The sequence below is a fragment of the Vibrio harveyi NBRC 15634 = ATCC 14126 = KCTC 12724 genome (genome assembly GCF_001591145.1).
Classification (GTDB): Bacteria; Pseudomonadota; Gammaproteobacteria; order Enterobacterales; family Vibrionaceae; genus Vibrio; species Vibrio harveyi.
Map to the genome: position 1 here is coordinate 131,150 of NZ_BCUF01000003.1, position 23,600 is coordinate 154,749.

Consider the following 23,600-nt stretch of genomic DNA (forward strand, 5'->3'; position numbering starts at 1 on the left):
AACGCATGTGACTCGAACAAGTTTGTTCACCCCTATAAATTGGAATTTTTTTTCAGTGCATAGTGCTGACATGATTCACCGCCACTCAAATTGAGTGGCGTTTTTTTATCTTCTGATCCCAATCTCGCCTATTTTATCGCCACCAAGCTTCAATTCTCCGATTGCTTATCTCACTTGTTTCATTTTCTGACCAATTCTTTGGGTATTTAGCGTCCAAAACGATGACTTTGCGTTTGAAAGTTTAATACATTGCTCAGTTTGTACACATACGTTTGTTTTCAGTACAAGTTCGTTAGTTATTGTTTATTAAGACCTAAATTTATTTGCTGTTTAAAACGCTAGCTAATGGGTTTCATATCCCAAGAAAAAAATCCCTTTAGAGTGAAAATTCTATCTGGAATTTGTTATTTGATAACTTTATAATTCGAGCCAATCGATTACGCAACCGTTTACTTTTTACCTTTTACAGGATTCGATCATGCTCGAAAGGCTCTTTAAACTTAGTGAAAATGGCACCAATGTGCGCACTGAGATCATCGCAGGTGTTACTACCTTCCTAACTATGGCTTACATCATCTTTGTAAACCCAGCTATCCTTGCAGATACAGGTATGGATCGTGGTGCCGTGTTCGTTGCGACGTGTCTTGCTGCCGCTATTGGCTGTTTCATCATGGGCTTAGTAGCAAACTACCCAATCGCTCAGGCTCCAGGTATGGGTCTAAACGCGTTCTTTACCTATTCCGTTGTGTTGGGCATGGGTTACACATGGCAAGTCGCGCTAGCAGCAGTATTTGTTTCCGGTCTGCTATTTATCGTCTTGAGTGTGTTTAAGATTCGCGAATGGATCATCAATTCGATTCCACTTTCTCTTCGTACTGGTATCTCAGCAGGTATCGGTCTGTTCCTTGCTTTCATCGCACTGAAAAACGCAGGTATTGTTGTAGATAACCCAGCAACGCTAGTTTCAATGGGTAATATCACTTCTCTACCATCTGTACTTGCAGCGATTGGCTTCTTCATGACGATTGCATTGGTTCACCGTGGTGTGAAAGGTGCGGTTATGATCGCAATCCTAGGCGTAACAATTCTTGGTCTGATCTTTGGTGACGTTCAGTGGGGCGGCATCATGTCAACACCACCAAGCATCGCGCCAACCTTCATGCAGCTAGACTTCTCTGGCTTGTTCGAAGTAGGTATGATCTCTGTAGTATTTGCTTTCCTATTCGTTGACTTGTTCGACACTGCAGGCACGCTAGTTGGTGTTTCGCAAAAAGCGGGTTTGACTGACGAAAACGGCAACATTCCACGCCTAAATAAAGCGCTACTTGCAGACTCAACAGCAACATCTGTCGGTGCTCTACTAGGTACATCAAACACGACGTCATACATTGAGAGCGTTTCTGGTGTAGCCGCTGGTGGTCGTACAGGTCTAACTGCTGTGGTTGTTGGCGTATTGTTCCTTCTTGCTCTATTGTTCTCTCCACTAGCGGGAATGATTCCAGCTTACGCAACGTCTGGTGCACTATTTTACGTGGCTATCTTGATGCTTTCTGGTCTTGTTGGCATCGACTGGCGTGACCTAACAGAAGCGGCTCCTGTTGTCGTAACGTGTTTGGTTATGCCTTTGACTTTCTCTATTGCAGAAGGTATCACGCTTGGTTTCATTGCTTACGCTGCGATCAAACTGTTCAGTGGTAAAGGACGTGAAGTCTCAATGAGTGTATGGGTTATGTCCGCTATCTTCATTGCGAAGTACATCCTAGGCTAACTCTGACGATTAAAAGAAAAGCCAGTGTGGGCACACGTTCACACTGGCTTTTTGTTTGTGGGCTTTTACTGGAGGGGAATTTCTCCTTGTTTATGGAGCATTTCTTCTCAAATTCATTCCCTTCTTTATTTTGCCGTGTTCACTGAATTCGATTTTTCTGCGTAATAGACGGAGAATTTTGATATCAGCGTTGGTATTAATCATGGGTTTCGGTAGAATAATCGTTTGCGTAGCTTGAAACCCCCATTTCCTCTGGTGTGGGAAATCTAGATTGATGAGTCCATTTCAGCGCCATCAGCTAGGTCACGGGGATGCATATTTTGAAATTATTAGGTTATTACAATGAGTAAAAAATTCATTATCACTTGGGATGCGATGCAGTCTTACTGCCGTGAACTGGCTGAGAAACAAATGCCAGCTGAGCAATGGAAAGGTATTTGGGCGGTAAGTCGTGGTGGCTTGGTTCCTGGTGCTATCTTGGCTCGTGAGCTAGGTATTCGCTACGTAGATACAATTTGTATCTCAAGCTACGACCACGATCATCAACGTGACATGACAGTGCTTAAAGCACCAGAAGGTGACGGTGAAGGTTACCTAATCATTGAAGACCTAGTAGATAGCGGTGATACAGCGCGTAAACTTCGTGAAATGTACCCGAAAGCAAAACTGATTGCTGTATGTGCTAAGCCTTCTGGTAAAGAGCTACTTGATGACTACGTAGTAGACATCGCACAAGACACTTGGATCGAGCAACCTTGGGATATGTCTATCCAGTACGCTGAGCCAGTAAATCGCAAGCAAAAATAAGTTTGCACTAAGAATATTGAGAAATGCCCCTTTATAGGGGCATTTTTTTTATTATTATTACGCTATTGCAACCAGCCTAGAGTTCTTCCTATGTCAGAAGACGTCAGTAAAAACCTCTCCGAAACTTTGTTTGTCAAACACAAACAAGCGAAAGAAACCTCTGCACTTACTCAATACATGCCGACCAGCCAAAAGATTCTTGATGAGCGAGAAGAGCATGAAGATCGTGCTTGGTATCGTCATTTGAGACGTCTTCAATGGGCGTGGCAGGGCTTATCTCCTATCGAAATGGAAGGGGTACTTTCTAAAATCGCGTCATCGAATCATTCTCGTACCGAAGATAAATGGCTTGATACGGTCATGGGTTACCACGGTGGTAACTGGACGTTTGAGTGGATTAAGTTAGGCATGGAGCATCAACGCCGCGCGAATGAAATGAAGGGGGAGGAAGCGGCTGATGAGCTGTTTACGGCTTCATTGTGTTTTAGCATTGCAGGCTATCCACATTTAAAGAATGATAACTTAGCCATTCAAGCACAGGTATTGGCGAACAAAGCGTATTCAGAAGGCTCAGAAAAAACTAAATACGTGATCAAGCAGATCGAAGTGCCTTACCAAAAACGCAAGATCATCGCGAACCTACATCTTCCTCGCACAGATAAACAATTACCAGTTGTAATGGTCAGTGCTGGTTTGGACAGCTTGCAAACGGATATGTGGCGCTTGTTCAGAAACCACTTAGCTCCAAAAGACATTGCGATGGTGACTATTGATATGCCGTCAGTCGGTCATAGTTCACATTGGCCGCTGACTGAAAACTCCAGTTGCCTTCATCAAGCGGTTTTGAATGAACTGTATTCTCTACCTTGGGTTGATCACCACAAAGTTGGATTGATTGGCTTCCGCTTTGGCGGTAATGCCATGATTCGTCTTTCGTTTGTTGAGCAAGAAAAGATCAAAGCTTGTGTGGCTTTGGGAGCACCAGTGCATGATCTGTTTACGTCGCCTAAAAAGTTGCAGCAAATGCCGAAGATGTACCTTGACCTATTAGCGTCTCGCCTTGGTAAGAGTGCTGTTGACATCAATAGCATGGCCGGACAGATGATGGCATGGTCACTCAAGGTACAAGGTTTCCTAAGTAGCCGTAAAACTAAGGTGCCAATTTTAGCATTGAGTCTCGAAGGGGACCCAGTTTCACCTCATAGTGATAACCAGTTGGTAGCACTGTTTAGCCAGTACGGACAAGCCAAGAAAATCAGTTCCAAGACAATTACAAAAGGTTATGAGCAATCCCTCGATTTAGCCATAAAGTGGTTGGAGGACGAATTATTAAGATGACAAATCTCCTAATTTAGTTAAGAGTGATATATGTGAGCAAAAAATAAGCTCATGATAATTAAAAATAATAATCATTCTTGGATAGCTAAATATCCTTACTATGGAAACGGAGATTCTTATGTCAGAGACGACACAAGGGCCGACTCACTTTCGCTTGATGTCAAAGTTGAAGGCGATAGGTCCGTACCTGCGCGAACCACAATCACAAGAAGGGCACTACTATTTTGACTGTCTATCTGTCTGTGTAGACGACAAAAAGTCACCTGAGAAACGTGAATTTTGGGGCTGGTGGATGGACTTGGAGTCCATCGAAGGTGGCTTTACGGCAAAATACCATATTGGTAAATACAACAAAGAAGGGGAATGGACCTCAGAACCATTACCAAATAAGGTGGTAGAGGAAGTGTACTTGACACAAAGTACCTTCCATCAAAAGCTTATTGATACAGTGGCTGAGCATTTCAAACTGGAAGTGGAATATCACACCGAATCGTTTGATTTCGCCTAATTTGGCTGTTTTCTTCCCTGATAAGACAAAAAGGTGCGTTTTCGCACCTTTTCTGCTTGTTAAATCCCCATTTGATTGCTAAAACATCCACTCTTTATTTGTTTTTCATTTCAGAAGACATCATGACAACGAATCAACAGAATGCAGTTGTTTCACAACCACAGACCGTCGTTGTGAAACTGGGTACAAGTGTGCTGACAGGCGGCACTTTGGCGTTAGACCGTGCTCATATGGTAGAGCTGGCTCGTCAATGTGCTGAGCTTAAAAAACAAGGCCATTCAGTAGTAATGGTTTCGTCTGGTGCGATTGCAGCAGGCCGTGAGCATCTTGGATACCCCGCACTGCCCAACGCGATGGCGAGCAAACAGTTGCTTGCAGCCGTGGGTCAGAGCCGTCTGATTCAAACATGGGAGTCTTTGTTTGGTATTTACGGTATCAAAATTGGTCAGATGCTACTGACTCGCGCTGATTTGGACGATCGTGAACGTTTCCTTAACGCACGTGACACCATTAATGCGTTGGTTGCGAATGACATTATCCCTATCGTTAATGAAAACGATGCTGTCGCAACAAATGAAATCAAAGTAGGTGATAACGATAACTTGTCTGCTTTGGTGGGGATTTTGTGTGGTGCAGACAAATTGCTGCTCCTGACTGATCAAAAAGGTTTGTTTACCGCAGACCCACGTAAAGATCCGAATGCTGAGCTGATCAAAGAAGTGAAAACTATCGATGATACTTTGCGTAAAATTGCAGGTGGTAGTGGCACAACGCTAGGTACGGGCGGCATGGCAACCAAACTTCAAGCGGCAGACATAGCTCGCCGCGCTGGTATTGAAGTTATTATCGCCGCTGGTAGTGCACCAAATGTTATCTTTGACTCATTGAGTTCAGAGCCACAAGGCACACGTTTCCTACCGTGTTCTGAAGCACTAGAAAACCGTAAGCGTTGGATCTTAGCCGGTCCTGCGGCGTCTGGTGACATCATTATTGATGACGGTGCCGTTAACGCGGTTGTAGGTAAGGGCAGTAGTCTGCTTGCGAAAGGCGTTATTAAAGTAAGTGGTGATTTTGCTCGTGGCGAAGTCGCCCGCGTGACAAACTCCCACGGTAAACTGGTTGCTCGTGGTATCAGTGCCTACTCAAGTGAAGACCTAGCGAAAATTGCAGGTAAGCACAGTAAATATATCATCTCTATTTTGGGTCATGACTACGGCTCAGAAGTGATTCATCGCGATGATCTTGTCGTCATTCAAGAATAGAAATTGAGGGAAGCAAAGTGGATTTAACGAATATGGGTAAAGCTGCCAAAGATGCAGCTTTCGAATTGGCGACAGCGTCAACCGCACAAAAGAACCAAGCACTAGCCATTATCGCCGATGAGCTAGAAGCAAATGCAGCAACCATTTTGGCTGCAAACGCAAAAGATATTGAGTTAGGTCGCGAAGCGGGTCTAACGGATGCATTACTTGACCGCCTTTTACTGAATGAAGAGCGCTTAACGGGTATTGCTAACGATGTTCGTAATGTGATCAGCCTTAACGATCCTGTGGGCAGTGAAATTGACAGCAAAGTGCTAGAAAACGGCATGTCTCTGTCTCGTCGTCGCGTGCCACTTGGTGTAGTTGGTGTGATTTACGAAGCGCGTCCGAATGTCACCATCGATATTGCTGCTTTGTGTCTAAAAACAGGTAATGCAAGCATCCTACGTGGTGGTAAAGAGACATTTTTCTCTAATATGGAACTGGTGAAGGTTATCCAATCGGCACTTGCGAAAGCAAACTTGCCAGCGGCTTCTGTTCAGTACATCGAAAAACCGGATCGTGAGTTGGTTTCTCAATTACTTAAGCTAGACGACTACGTCGATATGATCATTCCACGTGGTGGCGCTGGTCTACACAAAATGTGTAAAGAGAACAGTACCATTCCAGTGATCATTGGTGGCTTTGGTATTAGTCACATTTTTGTTGATGAATCAGCAGAGCTAGAGAAATCACTCAATGTTGTTGAAAACTCAAAAGTCCAACGCCCGTCCGCATGTAACTCGCTAGATACTTTGCTGGTTCACGAGAATATCGCTGCGCAGTTCCTGCCAATGATCGTAGAGCGCATGAACGAAAACGTAACTTTTGTCGCAGAGCCAAAAGCAAAAGCACTGATGGCACAAGCGAAACAAATTCGCGATGCGGGTGAAGGTGATTTTGATACGGAATGGCTAAGTTACACGCTAGGTGTAAAAGTGGTTGCTGATGTGAAAGAAGCGATTGATCACATGCGCGTTCACAACGCGAGCCACTCAGATGCGATCATGACAAACAGCCTACAAAACTCAGAATTGTTCATTAACTCTGTCGGTTCTGCGGCGGTTTACGTAAATGCCGCAACACGTTTTACTGACGGTGCTCAGTTTGGTTTAGGTGCCGAAGTTGCGGTATCAACTCAGAAACTGCATGCTCGTGGTCCTATGGGTTTGGAAGAACTGACCAGCTACAAATGGGTTGGTAAAGCGAACTACTTAGCACGCAGTTAACAGAAACCGTTTGATATTGATTGAAAAAGGGGCAGCGATGCCCCTTTTTGTTTTCTCTAACATAGCAATTCCGCTACACTAGTCTTGCTTTTGGGACGAACCCAATTGCAAGCTATTTGGAGGTGATATGCATTGTCCTTTTTGTTCTGAGAACGACACAAAAGTAATTGATTCACGCTTGGTTGCTGATGGGCATCAAGTGCGTCGTCGTCGTCAATGCCTTGCGTGCAGTGAACGTTTTACAACGTTTGAGACCGCAGAGTTGGTGATGCCGAAAGTGATTAAATCTAACGGTAACCGTGAACCATTTGATGAAGATAAAATGGTTGGTGGTATTCAACGTGCCTTAGAAAAACGTCCAGTTAGTGCTGACTCTATTGAGCTAGCCATCAGCATGATTAAGTCCCAACTGCGTGCAACTGGTGAACGTGAAGTACCAAGTGAAATGATTGGTAATTTGGTTATGGATCAATTGAAAGAGCTGGATAAAGTCGCTTATATCCGCTTTGCATCAGTTTATCGTAGCTTTGAAGACATCCGTGAATTCGGCGAAGAAATTGCTCGCCTAGAAGACTGATTGAATCATGGCTCAACAATCTCTCTCTTCAGAATTTACCTCTCAAGATTTCGAAATGATGTCGCGTGCGCTCAAGTTAGCGAAACGCGGCATTTATACAACGGCACCTAACCCGAATGTAGGCTGCGTTATTGTCCGTGACGGTGAGATTGTTGGCGAAGGTCATCACCATCGTGCGGGGGAACCTCATGCTGAAGTTCACGCGATGCGTATGGCTGGCAATAAAGCTGAAGGCGCAACGGCATATGTGACACTGGAACCTTGCTCTCATTATGGTCGTACGCCACCTTGTGCTGAGGGGCTAATCAAAGCCAAAGTCGCACGTGTTGTTTGTGCAATGGAAGATCCAAACCCGAAAGTTGCAGGACGCGGTTTTCAAATGCTGCGCGATGCGGGGGTAGACGTTCAAGTTGGCTTATTAGAAAGCGATGCGATCGAGCTGAACAAAGGGTTTATCAAGTTCATGCAAACTGGCATGCCTTATGTTCAGTTGAAAATGGCAGCCAGCCTCGATGGGCAAAGTGCACTCAATAATGGTCAGAGTCAATGGATCACCTCCCCAAAGGCTCGCCAAGATGTACAGCGTTATCGAGCGTTGAGTGGCGCTATTCTCTCGACCAGTAAGACAGTCATTGATGACAATGCATCGCTGAATGTGCGTTGGGATGACCTGCCATGCAGTGTGCGAGCTCAATATACTCAAGATGAAGTTCGTCAGCCTCTTCGTGTGATTTTCGATCGCCAGTCTCAACTTAGCGATGATCTAAAACTATTTAATACCGACGGTGAGCGTATTATTGTTAGTCACGACGGCGATATTGCGCCTGAGCTGACGGAAAATGGTCAAATTGACTTAACGGCGACATTAAAAGCTGTAGCGAGCGAATATCATATTAATCACTTGTGGGTTGAAGCTGGCGCTACACTCGCGAGTTCATTAATCAAAGCTAACCTTGTAGATGAACTGATTGTTTATCTTGCTCCTAAATTAATGGGCAGTGATGGGCGAGGTTTGATTGGTGCTCTTGGGCTAACCGATATGGCACAAGTTATCGATTTAACTATTACCGACGTTCGAATGGTAGGGGTGGATATTCGCATTACTGCAACCGTCAAACGCAACCAAAGCTAGAAAGAAGCATTATGTTTACAGGAATTGTAGAAGCAGTTGGCAAACTAACTGCAATCACGCCAAAAGGCGAAGACATCACCGTTACGGTCGAAGTTGGCAAGTTGGATATGTCTGACGTTAAGTTGGGGGACAGTATCGCAACGAATGGTGTGTGCTTGACGGTCGTCGACTTCGGTAGCAACTATTACAGTGCTGACTTATCACTGGAAACGCTGAATAAAACAGGTTTTGCCGCTTACCAAGTTGGCGATAAAGTGAACCTGGAAAAGGCCATGTTACCAACGACACGTTTTGGTGGGCACATTGTGTCTGGTCACGTCGATGGCGTGGGCGTGATTGTTGAGCGCAACCAAGTTGGTCGAGCGATTGAATTCTGGGTAGAAATGCCTACTGAAATCAGTAAGTACGTCGCAGAAAAAGGCTCGATCACAGTGGATGGCATTAGTCTGACCGTCAATGACCTACGTAAAAATGGTTTTAAATTGACGATTGTTCCTCACACCAGTGAAGAGACCACGATTGATCAGTTCCAGGTGGGTCGCAAAGTGAACCTAGAAGTGGATGTACTGGCTCGCTACATGGAACGCTTGCTACAAGGTCAAAAAGAAGAATCGCAAGAGTCACGTATTACCATGGACTTCTTGCAGCAAAATGGTTTTGCGTAGGCGAAACCGACAATAATCACAGAACGTTATCAGGTTAATTGACTTAATAAGGGTTGGCTGCAAACTGCGCTAAAGCCAGTAGACATGGCTAACCGAAACGTTAAACGTATTGCTGCTGCAATAATAAATTTATGAATAACGGGAAACAGAATATGCCTATCAGCACGCCTCAAGAAATTATTGATGACATTCGCGCGGGCAAAATGGTCATCCTGATGGATGATGAAGACCGCGAGAATGAAGGTGATTTGATCATGGCTGCCGAGCACATTACGCCGGAAGCAATCAACTTTATGGCTACGCATGGTCGTGGCTTGATCTGTCTAACCATGACAAAAGCTCGTTGTGAAAGCCTTGGTTTACCGCCAATGGTGCAAGACAACAATGCGCAATACACCACGAACTTTACCGTTTCTATTGAAGCGGCTGAAGGTGTTACGACAGGTATCTCTGCCGCAGACCGTGCTCGCACTGTACAAGCTGCCGTTGCGCCAAATGCGAAAGCAGCTGATTTAGTTCAACCTGGTCATATCTTCCCTCTAGCAGCACAAGATGGTGGCGTTCTAACTCGCGCTGGTCATACAGAAGCAGGCTGCGATTTGGCTCGCCTTGCAGGTCTAGAGCCAGCATCGGTTATCGTTGAGATCCTAAACGACGACGGCACGATGGCACGTCGTCCTGATCTTGAAGTATTTGCTGAAAAGCACGGCTTAAAGCTAGGTACTATTGCGGACTTGATTGAATACCGCAATAACACCGAAACAACGATTGAACGTGTTGCTGAGTGTGCATTGCCAACAGAGTTCGGTGAGTTCACGCTTGTGACTTACAAAGACACGATTGATAACCAAGTGCACTACGCAATGTGTAAGGGTGACCTTGCTTCTGAAGCGCCATTGGTCCGCGTTCATTTACAAGATGTATTTACCGATGTCCTTCGAAGTGACCGCAACGCAGAGCGTAGCTGGACACTTGAGAAAGCAATGAAGCGCATTGGCGAAGAAGGTGGTGTTCTGGTTGTACTTGGCAACGAAGAGTCAACCGATCTGCTTATTCACCGAGTGAAAATGTTTGAAGCACAAGACAAAGGCGAAGCACCAACGCTTGCTAAGAAGCAAGGTACGTCACGCCGAGTGGGTGTCGGCTCTCAAATCCTTGCTGATCTGGGCATTCACGATATGCGCCTGCTTTCTTCAACCAACAAGAAGTACCACGCACTCGGCGGTTTTGGTCTGAATGTGGTTGAGTACGTCTGCGAATAATAACTGACCAGCGAGTTCCTAGTCTTACATGCACTTATCGTCGCTAAGGCGAGGAACTCGTGATTCGTCCCCAATTTCCATTAGATATTGCTCACAAAATTGTGATAGAATCCGGCGATTCTCACTTGATGAACAATTTTCACTTATAAATAGAGTTAAAGGAAAGCTTATGAAAGTGATCGAGGGTGGCTTCCCAGCGCCAAATGCAAAAATTGCTATCGTTATTTCTCGTTTCAACAGTTTTATTAACGAAAGCCTACTATCTGGTGCGATCGATACACTAAAGCGTCACGGACAAGTAAGCGAAGACAACATCACTGTTGTTCGTTGCCCAGGTGCCGTAGAACTACCTCTAGTAGCTCAACGTGTTGCTAAAACTGGTAAGTACGATGCAATCGTATCTCTAGGTACAGTAATTCGTGGCGGTACACCGCACTTTGACTATGTTTGTAGTGAGTGTAACAAGGGTCTTGCACAAGTTTCTCTGGAGTACAGTCTTCCAGTAGCATTTGGTGTATTGACTGTTGATACTATCGATCAAGCGATTGAACGCGCAGGAACCAAGGCTGGTAATAAAGGTGCAGAGGCTGCACTAAGCGCACTTGAAATGATTAATGTACTATCTGAAATTGATTCCTAATGGGGGCCAGTGTGAAACCAGCCGCACGTCGTAACGCACGTCAATTCGCTCTACAAGCGATCTATTCATGGCAAATTACCAAAGATAATGTTGCCACGATCGAAGAACAGTTTTTGTCTGGCGACAAATACGATGAAGAAGAACTTCACGCATCTGAGCCTGCACTTGCTGCTCCAGAAACAGACGTAGCTTACTTCCGTGAACTACTAAGCGGTGTTGTACTTAGCCACTCTGAGCTAGATAGCAAAATCCGTCCATACGTGTCTCGTCCAATGCAGGACCTAGACATGATGGAACTTGCTCTTCTTCGTCTTGCTATGTACGAGATGACTCGTCGCGAAGATGTTCCTTACAAAGTGGTAATCAACGAAGCGATTGAACTTGCAAAAGTATTCGCGGCAGAAGACAGCCACAAATTTGTGAATGGTGTGCTAGATAAAGCGGCGCCACACGTACGTAAGAAATAACGATTTCTTCATTAAAAAGGTCAGCAGATGCTGACCTTTTTTGTATCAAAAGCTTTTCCATCAAAAAGTAAGTGAATAATGTCTGGTGAATTCAATCTGATCGATAAGTACTTTGTTGGACGTCAAAGCCAACGCAAAGACGTACACCTAGCGGCGGGTGACGACTGTGCGTTAGTGAAAGCGCCAGATAACGTACAAATTGCCATTAGTACTGATACGTTAGTGGCTGGAACCCATTTTCTTGCGGATGCAAACCCTGCTTGGGTCGCACATAAGGCGTTGGCATCAAATATTAGTGATCTCGCGGCAATGGGTGCAACGCCGGCGTGGGTGAGCTTTGCATTGACGATGCCTAAGCCTGATGAAGCTTGGCTCGCGCCTTTCTGTGATGCATTTTTTGAGCTGGCGGATTATTTTGGTATTCAACTTATTGGTGGTGATACCACAAAAGGTCCACTGAGCCTGACGCTCACCGTGCAAGGGTTTGTACCAGAAGGGAAAGCACTGACTCGCTCTGGGGCGAAAGTCGGGGACTGGGTTTATGTCACGGGCAACCTTGGAGATGCCAAAGCCGGTCTGGATGTGATTCTGGATGATTCACTGCGCTCGCGTATTGCTGCGCAGGAACTTGAGACAGCGCATTATCTTAGCTCACCTCGTGTTTTGGCTGGTCAAGCGCTCGTTGGGTTGGCTTCGGCTGCGATTGATATCTCTGATGGTTTAATCTCTGATATCAAACACATCCTCAAACGTTCTGATGTTGGTGTGAGCTTAGATGTTTCCCAATTGCCAATTTCTTCAGAACTGGTTCAGTTTTTAGATGATAAGGTCATCGCACAGCAGTATGCTCTATCAAGTGGCGAAGAATACGAACTGTGCTTTACTGTGCCAGAGCAAAACCGTGGCTCATTACAAAGCGCTTTGTCTCATATCGGATGTAAAGTCACGTGTATTGGTCAGATTCGACCAAAAGGTACCTTCGAGCTGCATGATAACAATCAACCGCTTGATTGGGATCTGAGTGGCTTTGACCACTTTAAATGATATGAGCTAGGCTCTAGCCTAAGATTGAAACCAAACTTGCAGTATAGGTTTAAGGAAATGACCAACCCTCTCTCTCTGATTTCATTAAAGAACCCGTGGCATTTATTGGCGACAGGTTTTGGTAGCGGTTTATCACCTGTAGTGCCAGGCACAATGGGCACACTGGCATCTGTACCATTATTTCTATTGTTAGCCCAATTGCCTTTTCCACTATACGTGGTCGCCGTACTTGTCTCTTGTGTGATTGGCATAAAGATCTGCCAAGTGACATCAGACGACATGGGCGTTCATGACCATGGCTCAATCGTGTGGGATGAATTTGCGGGCTTTTGGATCACCATGAGCTTAGTGCCTGCACTGAATATTCCCTTAACAGAATGGAAATGGTTACTTACTGGTTTTATCTTGTTCCGCTTCTTTGACATGGTAAAACCGTGGCCTATCGGTTGGTTAGATAAACGTGTTCATGGCGGCTTAGGTATCATGATTGATGATATCGTGGCGGGCATTATGGCGGGTATCGCACTGTTTTTTGTGGCGAAATACGCAGGTTGGATGTAGTACCTACCACTGACCATCGACAAATAAACAAAAGGGATGCCAGAGCATCCCTTTTTTGTGTTTACGCGATTTTATTGCTTTACGCTATTTACTTGGCTAGGTAATCGTTGATTGATTTCTCGATGCCTTGCGCGTCTAAACCAAGTTCTTCGTGCAGCTCGTCTTGCGTACCTTGAGGTATGAAGCGATCTGGCAAGCCAAGATTTAGTACTGGCTTGATGATCTTATCTTGCATCATAAACTCAATTACACCTGCACCAGCGCCACCTGCAATCGCATTCTCTTCTAGTGTAACCAGAACATCATGCTCAGCGGCGAGCTGACGGATCAAGGCTTCATCAAGAGGCTTAACAAAGCGCATATCAGCAACTGTTGCGTTGAGGTTTTCAGCCGCCTCCAATGCGTTACCTAAGAAGGTACCGAAGCTAAGAATTGCCACTTTCTCGCCTTTACGCACGATACGACCTTTACCGATTTCAAGTGCAGTGAAGTCTTTTTCGATTTCTGTGCCCATACCGCTACCGCGTGGGTAACGAACCGCGCTTGGACCCGTGTGTTTGTGGCCTGTGTACAGCATCTGACGACATTCGTTTTCGTCACTTGGTGCCATGATTACCATGTTCGGGATACAACGCATAAAGCTGAGATCGAACGCGCCTTGGTGAGTTTGACCATCTGCGCCAACCAGACCTGCACGGTCGATAGCGAACATCACTGGCAAATCCATGATCGCAACGTCGTGGATCAGTTGATCATAACCACGCTGTAGGAAGGTAGAGTAGATTGCTACGATCGGGTGATCGCCCGCAATTGCCATACCTGTTGCAAGTGTCACGGCATGCTGCTCTGCGATCGCTACGTCAAAGTACTGCTCAGGGTACTCTTTTGAGAAGCGAACCATACCAGAGCCTTCACGCATTGCTGGTGTAATCGCCATCAGCTTAGGATCTTGCGCTGCCATATCACATAGGAAATCACCAAAGATCTTAGAGAAGGTTGGCTTGCCGCCACTGCTCTTCGGCAAACTGTTATGTGATGGGTCGAACTTTGGTACACCGTGGTAGCCGATAGGATCTTTTTCTGCTGGCTCATAACCTTTACCTTTCTTGGTCATGATGTGCAGGAATTGTGGACCTTTCAACTCACGCATGTTTTTCAATGTCTTGACGAGCTCGTTGACATCGTGACCATCGATAGGACCGATGTAGTTGAAGCCAAGCTCTTCGAATAACGTGCCAGGAACGACCATGCCTTTTAGGTGTTCTTCTGTACGACGCACCAACTCTTTGATCGGTGGGACGCCGGACAGCACTTTCTTGCCGCCTTCACGGATAGAAGTGTACAAGCTGCCAGAAAGGACTTTCGCAAGGTGATTGTTCAACGCGCCTACGTTCTCTGAAATCGACATTTCGTTGTCGTTTAGAATCACTAGCATGTCAGGGTGAACGTCACCAGCGTGGTTCATTGCTTCAAAAGCCATACCAGCCGTAATGGCACCATCACCGATTACGCTGACCACTTTACGACCTTGACCTTCTTTTTCTGCGCTAATGGCCATACCGAGACCAGCACTGATAGAAGTCGATGAATGGCCAACAGATAAAGTGTCGTACTCGCTCTCTTCGCGCCAAGGGAATGGGTGAAGCCCGCCTTTTTGACGGATAGTAGGCATTTGATCACGACGACCTGTCAGAATCTTATGTGGGTAAGCCTGATGACCCACATCCCAGATTAGCTGGTCAACAGGTGTGTTATATACATAGTGCAGAGCGACCGTTAGCTCTACTGTGCCTAAGCCAGACGCTAAATGTCCGCTAGACTGACTCACTGAATTTAGCAGATACGTGCGTAGTTCATCGCACAATGTCGGCAATGTTTCTTTCGGAAGAAGACGCAACTCCTCCGGTGTATTTGCTAACGCCAGTGTCGGGTATTTTGAAATATCAAGAGTCATATAAATGCGCGCTTATAGTTTAGTTCTTGCGCTCGATGACATATCGGGCGAACTCTTCGAGTAACTGAGTATTGTATGGGATTGCTTCCAATGCTTGAAGTGCTTCCTGTAACAGAGTGTGAGCTTTCTCCATTGCTCCCTCCAAACCCAGTAGAGATGGATAAGTGCTCTTGTTCAGCTCTTGGTCTGAGCCTTGAGGCTTACCCAGTGTTTCTGTGTCACTAATGATATCAAGAATATCGTCTTGAACCTGAAACGCCAGACCGATCGCTTTTGAGTAGCCTTCTAGGTGTGGCAATACTTCCAGACCTTTTTCGCCTGCGGCTAACGCACCAAGTTTGACTGCACAGTTAATCAGTGCACCAGTTTTATTGCGATGAATTTCTTCTAAATCTGCGAGAGAAACTCGACGATTCTCTGCACCTAAATCTAACGCTTGACCAAGACACATGCCACTTGCACCAGAAGCTTGCGCTAGTGCTTGTACCATCTTTATACGCTGGCTTTCCGCGTTCGGATTCAGTTCACCTTCAGCAAGAATCGTGAATGCCAATGTTTGTAGAGCATCACCAGTCAAGATTGCTGTGGCTTCATCAAACTTAATGTGGCAAGTCGGTTGACCGCGACGCAGCGCATCGTCGTCCATTGCAGGTAGATCATCGTGAATCAGAGAGTAGGCGTGAATACACTCAATAGCAGACGCTGGCGTGTCGAGATCTTCTGGCTTACAACCTAGCATTTGACCAGTGATGTAAACAAGGAAAGGACGAACACGTTTTCCGCCAAGCAGCAGACCATATTTCATCGCTTGAATCAGCGGCTGTTCTTGGTGAGGCAATTGCTCAAGCCACAGATTGAGTTGTTGGTTGTTTCGTTGTTGATAAGACGTCAATGTCTCTTGCATCACATTGCTCACTACTGATTATTATTCTGACTCAGGGGTGAAGTCACTCAGTGGTGCTTCATCATCTTCGCTAAGAAGAATGCTTACGCGCTGTTCGGCGTCGCTCAGTTTTGTTTGACCAGCACGAGCCAGTGCAATGCCACGTTCAAATTTACGTAGGGCATCATCAAGGGCAAGATCGCCATTCTCTAATTGATCAACTAAGCTATCTAGCTCTTCAATTGTTGCTTCGAAGGTCATATTTTCTGGTTTCTTGACCGCCATCTTTTATCTGCCTTAATAGAGCCTCTAATAGAATGCACGCAAGTTACCTTAGCCTACTAAGTTGGTCAAATTTAACCTTATATAATTGTCACAAAATTAGCGTTAGACAGGTCTGATAAGACGATATTGATCATAGACTTCGGAGCTAAACGATCTTTTTGTGACGTATTGACCAAGATTTTTCTAAAAAAACTGTTCTAGTTGTCGATACAAGTAATAATTCGCCTGACTAGGCAATATTTAAGTATAGCGAGAGGAGTGCTTTGTGGATTTAGCAACCCTAATAGGTTTGATCGGTGGTTTTGCATTCGTCATCATGGCGATGGTGCTAGGCGGCAGCATCGGTATGTTCGTAGACGTTACCTCAATCCTAATCGTAGTTGGTGGCTCTGCATTTGTTGTGTTGATGAAGTTCACCATGGGGCAGTTCTTCGGTGCGACAAAGATCGCAGGTAAAGCGTTCATGTTTAAAGCCGATGAGCCAGAAGATCTGATCGCTAAGATTGTTGAAATGGCAGACGCGGCACGTAAAGGTGGTTTCCTCGCTCTTGAAGAGATGGAAATCAACAACAGCTTTATGCAGAAAGGCATCGATTTACTGGTTGATGGACATGATGCCGACGTTGTACGTGCGGCACTACAGAAAGACATTGCACTTACCGATGAGCGCCATACGCAAGGTACAGGCGTGTTTCGTGCATTTGGAGACGTAGCCCCTGCGATGGGGATGATCGGTACACTGGTTGGTCTGGTAGCCATGCTTTCAAACATGGATGACCCAAAAGCGATCGGTCCTGCGATGGCGGTAGCGCTTTTGACCACACTATACGGTGCGGTGCTTTCTAACATGGTGTTTTTCCCAATTGCAGACAAGCTTTCATTACGTCGCGATCAAGAAACGTTAAACCGTCGTTTGATTATGGATGGTGTTTTGGCGATCCAAGATGGTCAAAACCCTCGTGTTATCGATAGTTACTTGAAGAACTACCTCAACGAGGGTAAACGCGCTCTCGAGATAGACGAGTAATCCGGAGGTCATCTGATGGATGAAGATAACAAATGTGATTGTCCGCCACCCGGTCTCCCGCTGTGGATGGGGACATTCGCTGACTTGATGTCACTGCTGATGTGTTTCTTCGTACTGCTGCTTTCGTTTTCGGAAATGGACGTATTGAAGTTCAAACAAATTGCGGGCTCGATGAAGTTCGCTTTTGGTGTACAAAACCAACTTGAAGTGAAGGACATCCCAAAAGGTACCAGCATCATCGCTCAGGAATTTCGACCGGGTCGCCCTGAGCCGACGCCAATTGATGTCATCATGCAGCAAACCATGGACATCACTCAGCAGACGTTGGAATTCCATGAAGGGGAATCTGACCGAGCAGGTGGTACTAAACGTGACCAAGGTAAGCTGACGGGGGGACAATCACCAGAAACTTCAACGCAAAACAATCAATCGGCAGAAGCAGACATGCAACAACAGCAGTCTGAACAAACGTCGCAAGAGATGGAAACCTTGATGGAAAGCATCAAGAAAGCGTTGGAGCGAGAGATTGAGCAAGGCGCGATTGAAGTAGAAAACCTCGGTCAGCAAATTGTGATTCGAATGCGAGAGAAAGGCGCGTTCCCTGAAGGATCGGCGTTCTTACAGCCGAAATTCAGACCACTAGTACGCCAGATTGCCGAACTGGTGAAAGACGTACCGGGTATTGTTCGAGTGTCTGGACATACGGACAACCAACCGCTGGATTCTGAGCTGTATCGTTCTAACTGGGACTTGTCTTCTCAACGAGCTGTATCGGTTGCCCAAGAGATGGAGAAAGTAAGAGGCTTCTCGCACCAACGCTTACGAGTGCGAGGCATGGCTGATACTGAGCCATTAGCGCCAAACGATTCTGATGCAAACCGCGCACTTAACCGCCGTGTTGAAATCAGCATCATGCAAGGTGAACCACTTTACAGTGAAGAAGTGCCCGTAATTCAATAAGCGGATATTTGTTCTGATACTAAAAGCGAGCGTTAGCTCGCTTTTTTTGTCATTCCATTTCGCTTAGGTGTATAATCTTGCGCCTTTGAAGTGAGCTCAGGCTACCTTTTATGACCAAAACGCACTTTTGCTGCGTATGAAGCATCGAGGTGGAGTATCACTCATTGTTGATTGCGAAACTAACCTGCGAACTAGACTATGAAATTTATTGTAAAGCCCCATCCAGAAATTTTTGTAAAAAGTGAATCTGTGCGTAAGCGCTTCACAAAGATTTTAGAGTGCAACATTCGTAACATCGTTAAGAGCCGTACGGAGTCTGTCGCGGTATTCAACCGTCGTGATCACATTGAAGTGACCTCTGAGAGTGACGAGTTCCACGCTGAAGTTTTAGAAATCCTGACGCACACGCCAGGTATTCACCATATTCTTGAAGTAAAACAAACTGAATTCAAAGACTTGCACGACATCTACGAGCAAGTGTTGGAGCTAAGCGGTTCACTGATCGAAGGCAAGACTTTCGTAGTGCGTGCTAAGCGTCGTGGTAAACACGAATTTACTTCTATTGAGTTAGAGCGTTACGTAGGTGGCGGTCTTAACCAAGCGGTAGAAAGCGCTCGAGTTAAGCTAAGTAAGCCAGACGTAACGATCAACGTTGAAGTGACTAACGACAAGCTAAACCAAGTGTTGGCACGTCACAAAGGTCTAGGTGGTTTCCCTCTAGGTACACAAGAAGACGTACTAAGCCTGATCTCGGGTGGTTTCGACTCTGGTGTTTCTAGCTACCTACATATCAAACGTGGCTCAAAAGTACACTACTGTTTCTTTAACCTAGGTGGTCCAGCACATGAAATCGGCGTTAAGCAGGTTTCTCACTACCTATGGAACAAATACGGTTCTTCAGCAAAAGTACGTTTCATCTCAGTTGATTTCGAGCCTGTAGTTGCAGAAATCCTAGAGAAAGTTGATGACGGCCAAATGGGCGTGATCCTGAAGCGTATGTTCATGCGTGCAGCAGGTATGATTGCTCAGAAGATGAAGATCGAAGCATTGGTAACAGGTGAAGCACTGGGTCAGGTATCGAGCCAGACGCTAACTAACCTACGCCATATCGATAACGTAACAGATACTCTGATTCTGCGTCCGCTGATCAACTGGGATAAAGAAGACATCATCAATCTAGCGCGTGAAATCGGCACAGAAGACTTTGCGAAGACGATGCCAGAATACTGTGGTGTTATCTCTAAGAAGCCAACTGTTAAAGCGGTGAAAGGCAAGCTAGAAGCAGAAGAAGAGAAATTCGACTTCAGCATCCTTGAGCAAGTGGTTCAAGAAGCTCGTATGATGGACATCCGTGATATCGCAAAAGAGTCACAGGAAGCAGCACCAGAAGTTGAGCAAGTACAAGCAGTAGAAGAAAACGCAATCGTATTGGATATCCGTAGCCCTGAAGAGGAAGACGATAACCCACTAGAAATCGATGGTGTTGATGTTAAACATATTCCATTCTACAAATTGGGTACTCAGTTTGGTGATCTAGACCAAGCTAAGACATACCTACTGTACTGTGACCGTGGTGTGATGAGCCGCCTGCAAGCACTTTACTTGCAAGAGCAAGGTTTCAACAACGTGAAGGTTTACCGCCCATAATCGCGTTGCAATGCTGACAATCACAAAAGCGCAAATTGAGAAATCAGTTTGCGCTTTTTTCGTTTTAGCACGCGCAAAATTTTCCCTAATGAAGTGATAAGATTGAGCTCAATCGCACGCTTCGGGATTTGTATTGATATAACGATAATTAATCCGAAATCAGGATGAAAAGGTGATGTTGATACCAATTTCTGAAGAAGAGGGACAGTGGGATTTTTTAGATAAAAAAACACCGCCTAATAAGGCGGTGCAAGAAATTTGACAGACAGGTCAAAATAAATACAGGAAGTATCTGTTTTGTCACAGGGAGTGTGGACAAAACATATGGTAGAAATCTACCTAACTCGAAATACGAGTTTGCAAACACAACATCGCAACAACGAAGCCAATTGATTCACAAAAGGAATCAAGCCGTTCAGGCTCGTGTTGCGGGATGAAATATAGAATTTATCTGGCTGTTCGGCAACGGACATTTTATAATGTTTCAGATAAAAAAAACTAATCCTACTTGAGGTCCCATAATGTCTCGCAGATTGCCTCCGTTGAATTCACTTCGCGTTTTTGAAGCGGCTGCTCGCCATCTCAGTTTTACCCGTGCTGCTGAAGAGTTGTTTGTTACTCAAGCGGCAGTGAGCCACCAAATTAAAGCGTTAGAAGAGTTCTTATCTTTGAAACTTTTCCGTCGTCGCAACCGCTCTTTGTTGCTAACGGAAGAGGGGCAAAGTTACTTTCTAGACATCAAAGATATCTTCACTTCGATTTCAGAAGCGACCGATAAGGTATTGGAACGTAGTGAAAAAGGTGCGTTGACCATCAGTTTGCCACCAAGTTTTGCAATCCAATGGCTGGTACCTCGCTTGGCGGATTTTAATGCCCAAGAACCGGACATCGATGTGCGTATTAAAGCGGTTGATATGGACGAAGGTTCACTGACTGATGATGTTGATGTGGCTATCTATTATGGTCGTGGTAACTGGCCTGGTTTGCGTGCCGATAAACTCTACCAAGAGTTTTTGATCCCACTTTGTTCACCTTCGTTACTTTTAGGTAACAAACCATTAGAATCTCTAAGTGACCTTAAATTACACACCTTGTTACATGATACCTCTCGTAAAGATTGGAAGCAGTTCGCTCGCCAGCAGAATATCGAAGGCATCAATGTGAACCATGGTCCTATTTTCAGCCACTCGACCATGGTGCTTCAAGCTGCTGCGCACGGGCAAGGTGTCGCTCTAGGTAACAACGTGCTAGCCAAACCTGAAATGGAAGCGGGACGCTTAATCGCGCCATTTGATGAGGTATTGGTGTCGAAGAATGCCTTCTATGTGGTGTGTCACGAACAGCAAGCGGATATGGGACGTATCGCGACGTTTAGGGACTGGATGCTAGCAACTGCAAGAAAAGAACAAGAGGAAGTATTGGATGAGCCATTGGATAGCTGAGGGACCTGAAAACGGACCGCTGTTTATTTTTGCTCACGGTGCAGGGGCAGGCATGGAACACGATTTCATGACTGCCGTCGCCAAAGGATTAGTTGAGCAGGGTATACGCGTGGTGCGTTTTAACTTCCCCTATATGGTTAAGCGAGCGGAAGATGGCAAGAAGCGTCCGCCAGATCGTGCCCCAAAACTTCTTGAAGCTTATGAAGAAGTGATCGCTCACTTTACTTCTCAACCTATCGTGATTGGCGGTAAGTCGATGGGTGGGCGTATGTCGAGCTTACTCGCCGATAATGCGCTGGTGGCGGGTGTTGCCTGTTTAGGTTTCCCTTTTCATCCTCCCGGTAAACCAGAGAAATACAAAGGCGAGCATTTAGCGAGTATCGAAAAGCCAACTTTAATCCTGCAAGGTGAGCGCGATACATTCGGCAAGCGCGAAGAGTTCGAAGGCTTTGCATTATCAGAGCAGGTCACAGTGAGCTTTCTGCCAGACGGTGACCACAGCTTTAAGCCACGCAAGAGCTCTGGCTATACAGAGGCAGGTAACATTGCTTCAACAGTGGAGCAGTTAGCGACATTTATTAAAGAGGTGTCCTGTGAAAAGTAAGTGGTTACTCTCATTTACTGGTCTTTCTGGCTTAACATCAGTGGCGCTAGGTGCATTTGCTGCACATGGATTGAAAGCAAAGTTATCGCCTTATTTACTGGGCGTCTTTGAAACCGGCGTTTTGTATCAGTTCATCCATACTTTGGCTATCGCATTTTGTGCGATTTTGCTGTTGCTCAATTTGGGACAAAAAGCACAAAAGTATTTTTTCATCGCGGCGATTTGCTTTATCATCGGCATCTTTTGTTTTAGCGGCAGTCTTTACGCGCTGGCGCTGACGGGCATTAAGTGGTTTGGACCAATTACTCCTATGGGAGGATTCTTGTTCATGATCGGTTGGTGTCTGTTCTTTTTTGCTGCGTTTAATATCAAAGAGGTCTCCAAGTGAAACAACTAATGCTCTATTGCCGTTCTGGCTTTGAGAAAGAGTGTGCTGGTGAAATTCAGGACAAAGCAACACAATTGGAAGTGTATGGCTTCCCTCGTGTGAAGAAAAACTCAGGTTATGTTGTCTTCGAATGTTACCAAGATGGAGACGCAGATAAGCTAGCAAAAGGCTTAGACTTTAGCGCACTGATTTTTGCACGTCAGATGTTTGCTGTGGCTGCCGAGTTCGAAGCGCTACCAAGCGATGACCGTATCAGCCCAATTCTTGCTGAATTGTCTGAAATCGAAGCATTCCCACGTTGTGGCGATCTGCGTATTGAAACTCCCGATACTAACGAAGCGAAAGAGTTATTGAAGTTTTGCCGCAAGTTCACGGTACCAATGCGTCAGGCGATGCGTGGTAAAGGTCTGATGTGGAACAAAGACAACGCGAAGAAGCCAGTACTGCATATTTGCTTTGTGGCTCCGGGTCATTGTTACGTGGGTTACTCATACCCAGGCAACAACTCGCAGTTCTTCATGGGTATTCCCCGCCTTAAGTTCCCTGCTGATGCGCCAAGCCGCTCTACGCTGAAATTAGAAGAAGCATTCCACGTCTTCATTCCGCGTGAGGAATGGGACGAGCGTTTGGCTCCTGGCATGTGGGGTGTTGACCTAGGTGCTTGTCCGGGCGGTTGGACTTACCAATTGGTGAAACGTTCGATGTTCGTTCACTGTGTGGATAACGGCATGATGGCGGATAGCCTAATGGAAACGGGTCAAATTAAACACCACATGGTAGATGGCTTTAAGTTTGAACCAGACCGTAAGAACGTTACTTGGATTGTGTGTGACATGGTTGAGAAGCCAGCACGCGTTGCGCACCTTATGGGGCAATGGCTGCTAAAAGGTTGGGCGAAAGAAGCGATTTTCAACCTTAAGCTTCCAATGAAAGGTCGTTACGATGAAGTGCTGCAAGATCTTGAAAACCTAAAAATGTTCCTGATTGAGAACAAGGTGAAATTCAAGCTGCAAGCGAAGCACCTATACCATGACCGCGAAGAGATCACGATTCACATTCAATGTCTGTCTAATATCTCACCACACTAAGCTATCATTTCTATGTGGTTGAA

General features: G+C 45.6%; 24 protein-coding genes. 21 read left to right on the top strand and 3 right to left on the bottom strand.

Annotation, left to right across the window (positions count from 1 at the left end; genetic code table 11):
- Positions 1-478: 478 nt before the first annotated feature.
- The 14 genes from VHA02S_RS02685 (at position 479) to pgpA (ending at position 13,299) form a co-directional block, all read left to right on the top strand.
- Positions 479-1,768, top strand: a complete 1,290-nt coding sequence (locus tag VHA02S_RS02685) for an NCS2 family permease (RefSeq protein ID WP_005447607.1) — start codon at positions 479-481, stop codon at positions 1,766-1,768.
- 342 nt (positions 1,769-2,110) lie between these two features.
- Positions 2,111-2,575 carry a xanthine phosphoribosyltransferase gene (gene gpt / locus VHA02S_RS02690; RefSeq protein ID WP_005447605.1) on the top strand — a complete coding sequence of 155 codons (465 nt, stop codon included), beginning with the start codon at positions 2,111-2,113 and terminating at the stop codon, positions 2,573-2,575.
- A gap of 90 nt (positions 2,576-2,665) precedes the next feature.
- On the top strand, positions 2,666-3,913 hold the full coding sequence (gene frsA, locus VHA02S_RS02695) for an esterase FrsA (RefSeq protein ID WP_009697716.1): 1,248 nt from the start codon (positions 2,666-2,668) through the stop codon (positions 3,911-3,913).
- Between the two features lie 118 nt (positions 3,914-4,031).
- On the top strand, positions 4,032-4,421 hold the full coding sequence (gene crl / locus VHA02S_RS02700) for a sigma factor-binding protein Crl (RefSeq protein WP_005447601.1): 390 nt from the start codon (positions 4,032-4,034) through the stop codon (positions 4,419-4,421).
- Between the two features lie 122 nt (positions 4,422-4,543).
- The gene (gene proB, locus VHA02S_RS02705) at positions 4,544-5,683 is read left to right on the top strand and encodes a glutamate 5-kinase (RefSeq protein WP_038898512.1); all 1,140 of its coding nucleotides are present in this window, start codon (positions 4,544-4,546) and stop codon (positions 5,681-5,683) included.
- A 17-nt stretch (positions 5,684-5,700) separates the two neighbouring features.
- Positions 5,701-6,951: a glutamate-5-semialdehyde dehydrogenase gene (locus VHA02S_RS02710; protein WP_038898513.1), complete on the top strand. Its 1,251-nt coding sequence runs from the start codon at positions 5,701-5,703 to the stop codon at positions 6,949-6,951.
- A 127-nt stretch (positions 6,952-7,078) separates the two neighbouring features.
- The gene (gene nrdR / locus VHA02S_RS02715; protein ID WP_005424846.1) at positions 7,079-7,528 is read left to right on the top strand and encodes a transcriptional regulator NrdR; all 450 of its coding nucleotides are present in this window, start codon (positions 7,079-7,081) and stop codon (positions 7,526-7,528) included.
- Between the two features lie 7 nt (positions 7,529-7,535).
- A complete protein-coding gene (gene ribD / locus VHA02S_RS02720; protein WP_038898514.1) occupies positions 7,536-8,660 on the top strand; it encodes a bifunctional diaminohydroxyphosphoribosylaminopyrimidine deaminase/5-amino-6-(5-phosphoribosylamino)uracil reductase RibD in 1,125 nt (374 codons plus the stop codon).
- An 11-nt stretch (positions 8,661-8,671) separates the two neighbouring features.
- Complete coding sequence (locus VHA02S_RS02725; RefSeq protein ID WP_009697720.1) at positions 8,672-9,325, top strand: riboflavin synthase; 654 nt, start codon at positions 8,672-8,674, stop codon at positions 9,323-9,325.
- 152 nt (positions 9,326-9,477) lie between these two features.
- On the top strand, positions 9,478-10,587 hold the full coding sequence (gene ribBA, locus VHA02S_RS02730) for a bifunctional 3,4-dihydroxy-2-butanone-4-phosphate synthase/GTP cyclohydrolase II (protein ID WP_005447594.1): 1,110 nt from the start codon (positions 9,478-9,480) through the stop codon (positions 10,585-10,587).
- A 169-nt stretch (positions 10,588-10,756) separates the two neighbouring features.
- Complete coding sequence (gene ribH / locus VHA02S_RS02735; RefSeq protein WP_005440184.1) at positions 10,757-11,227, top strand: 6,7-dimethyl-8-ribityllumazine synthase; 471 nt, start codon at positions 10,757-10,759, stop codon at positions 11,225-11,227.
- Positions 11,227-11,694, top strand: a complete 468-nt coding sequence (gene nusB, locus VHA02S_RS02740) for a transcription antitermination factor NusB (RefSeq protein WP_005440182.1) — start codon at positions 11,227-11,229, stop codon at positions 11,692-11,694. The genes ribH and nusB overlap by 1 nt, the downstream gene beginning before the upstream one ends.
- 78 nt (positions 11,695-11,772) lie before the next feature.
- Positions 11,773-12,738 (top strand): thiamine-phosphate kinase, encoded by a 966-nt coding sequence (gene thiL / locus VHA02S_RS02745; protein ID WP_005447592.1) that lies wholly within the window; start codon positions 11,773-11,775, stop codon positions 12,736-12,738.
- 57 nt (positions 12,739-12,795) lie between these two features.
- Positions 12,796-13,299 carry a phosphatidylglycerophosphatase A gene (pgpA, locus tag VHA02S_RS02750; RefSeq protein ID WP_005447591.1) on the top strand — a complete coding sequence of 168 codons (504 nt, stop codon included), beginning with the start codon at positions 12,796-12,798 and terminating at the stop codon, positions 13,297-13,299.
- A gap of 88 nt (positions 13,300-13,387) precedes the next feature.
- Here pgpA and dxs read toward each other — a convergent pair whose 3' ends face one another.
- Genes dxs through xseB form a run of 3 tightly spaced genes read right to left on the bottom strand, consistent with a single transcriptional unit; the run spans position 13,388 to position 16,421 of the window.
- Complete coding sequence (gene dxs / locus VHA02S_RS02755) at positions 13,388-15,253, bottom strand: 1-deoxy-D-xylulose-5-phosphate synthase (protein WP_038898515.1); 1,866 nt, start codon at positions 15,251-15,253, stop codon at positions 13,388-13,390.
- Between the two features lie 19 nt (positions 15,254-15,272).
- Positions 15,273-16,157 carry a (2E,6E)-farnesyl diphosphate synthase gene (gene ispA, locus VHA02S_RS02760; RefSeq protein ID WP_038898517.1) on the bottom strand — a complete coding sequence of 295 codons (885 nt, stop codon included), beginning with the start codon at positions 16,155-16,157 and terminating at the stop codon, positions 15,273-15,275.
- Between the two features lie 21 nt (positions 16,158-16,178).
- Positions 16,179-16,421, bottom strand: coding sequence for an exodeoxyribonuclease VII small subunit (gene xseB / locus VHA02S_RS02765; protein ID WP_038898518.1), 243 nt, complete (start codon positions 16,419-16,421; stop codon positions 16,179-16,181).
- Between the two features lie 265 nt (positions 16,422-16,686).
- Between xseB and pomA the strand changes: the two genes are divergently transcribed.
- From pomA to rlmM, 7 genes are all read left to right on the top strand, one after another.
- Positions 16,687-17,448 carry a flagellar motor protein PomA gene (gene pomA, locus VHA02S_RS02770; protein ID WP_005427558.1) on the top strand — a complete coding sequence of 254 codons (762 nt, stop codon included), beginning with the start codon at positions 16,687-16,689 and terminating at the stop codon, positions 17,446-17,448.
- 15 nt (positions 17,449-17,463) lie between these two features.
- Complete coding sequence (locus VHA02S_RS02775; RefSeq protein WP_005447588.1) at positions 17,464-18,408, top strand: flagellar motor protein MotB; 945 nt, start codon at positions 17,464-17,466, stop codon at positions 18,406-18,408.
- A 198-nt stretch (positions 18,409-18,606) separates the two neighbouring features.
- Positions 18,607-20,055: a tRNA uracil 4-sulfurtransferase ThiI gene (gene thiI, locus VHA02S_RS02780; protein ID WP_005447587.1), complete on the top strand. Its 1,449-nt coding sequence runs from the start codon at positions 18,607-18,609 to the stop codon at positions 20,053-20,055.
- Between the two features lie 521 nt (positions 20,056-20,576).
- Complete coding sequence (locus tag VHA02S_RS02785) at positions 20,577-21,497, top strand: transcriptional regulator GcvA (RefSeq protein WP_009697724.1); 921 nt, start codon at positions 20,577-20,579, stop codon at positions 21,495-21,497.
- Complete coding sequence (locus tag VHA02S_RS02790) at positions 21,478-22,101, top strand: alpha/beta family hydrolase (protein WP_005447578.1); 624 nt, start codon at positions 21,478-21,480, stop codon at positions 22,099-22,101. The genes VHA02S_RS02785 and VHA02S_RS02790 overlap by 20 nt, the downstream gene beginning before the upstream one ends.
- The gene (locus tag VHA02S_RS02795; protein ID WP_005447577.1) at positions 22,091-22,489 is read left to right on the top strand and encodes a DUF423 domain-containing protein; all 399 of its coding nucleotides are present in this window, start codon (positions 22,091-22,093) and stop codon (positions 22,487-22,489) included. The genes VHA02S_RS02790 and VHA02S_RS02795 overlap by 11 nt, the downstream gene beginning before the upstream one ends.
- Positions 22,486-23,577 (top strand): 23S rRNA (cytidine(2498)-2'-O)-methyltransferase RlmM, encoded by a 1,092-nt coding sequence (gene rlmM / locus VHA02S_RS02800; protein WP_017188443.1) that lies wholly within the window; start codon positions 22,486-22,488, stop codon positions 23,575-23,577. The genes VHA02S_RS02795 and rlmM overlap by 4 nt, the downstream gene beginning before the upstream one ends.
- Positions 23,578-23,600: the final 23 nt, after the last annotated feature.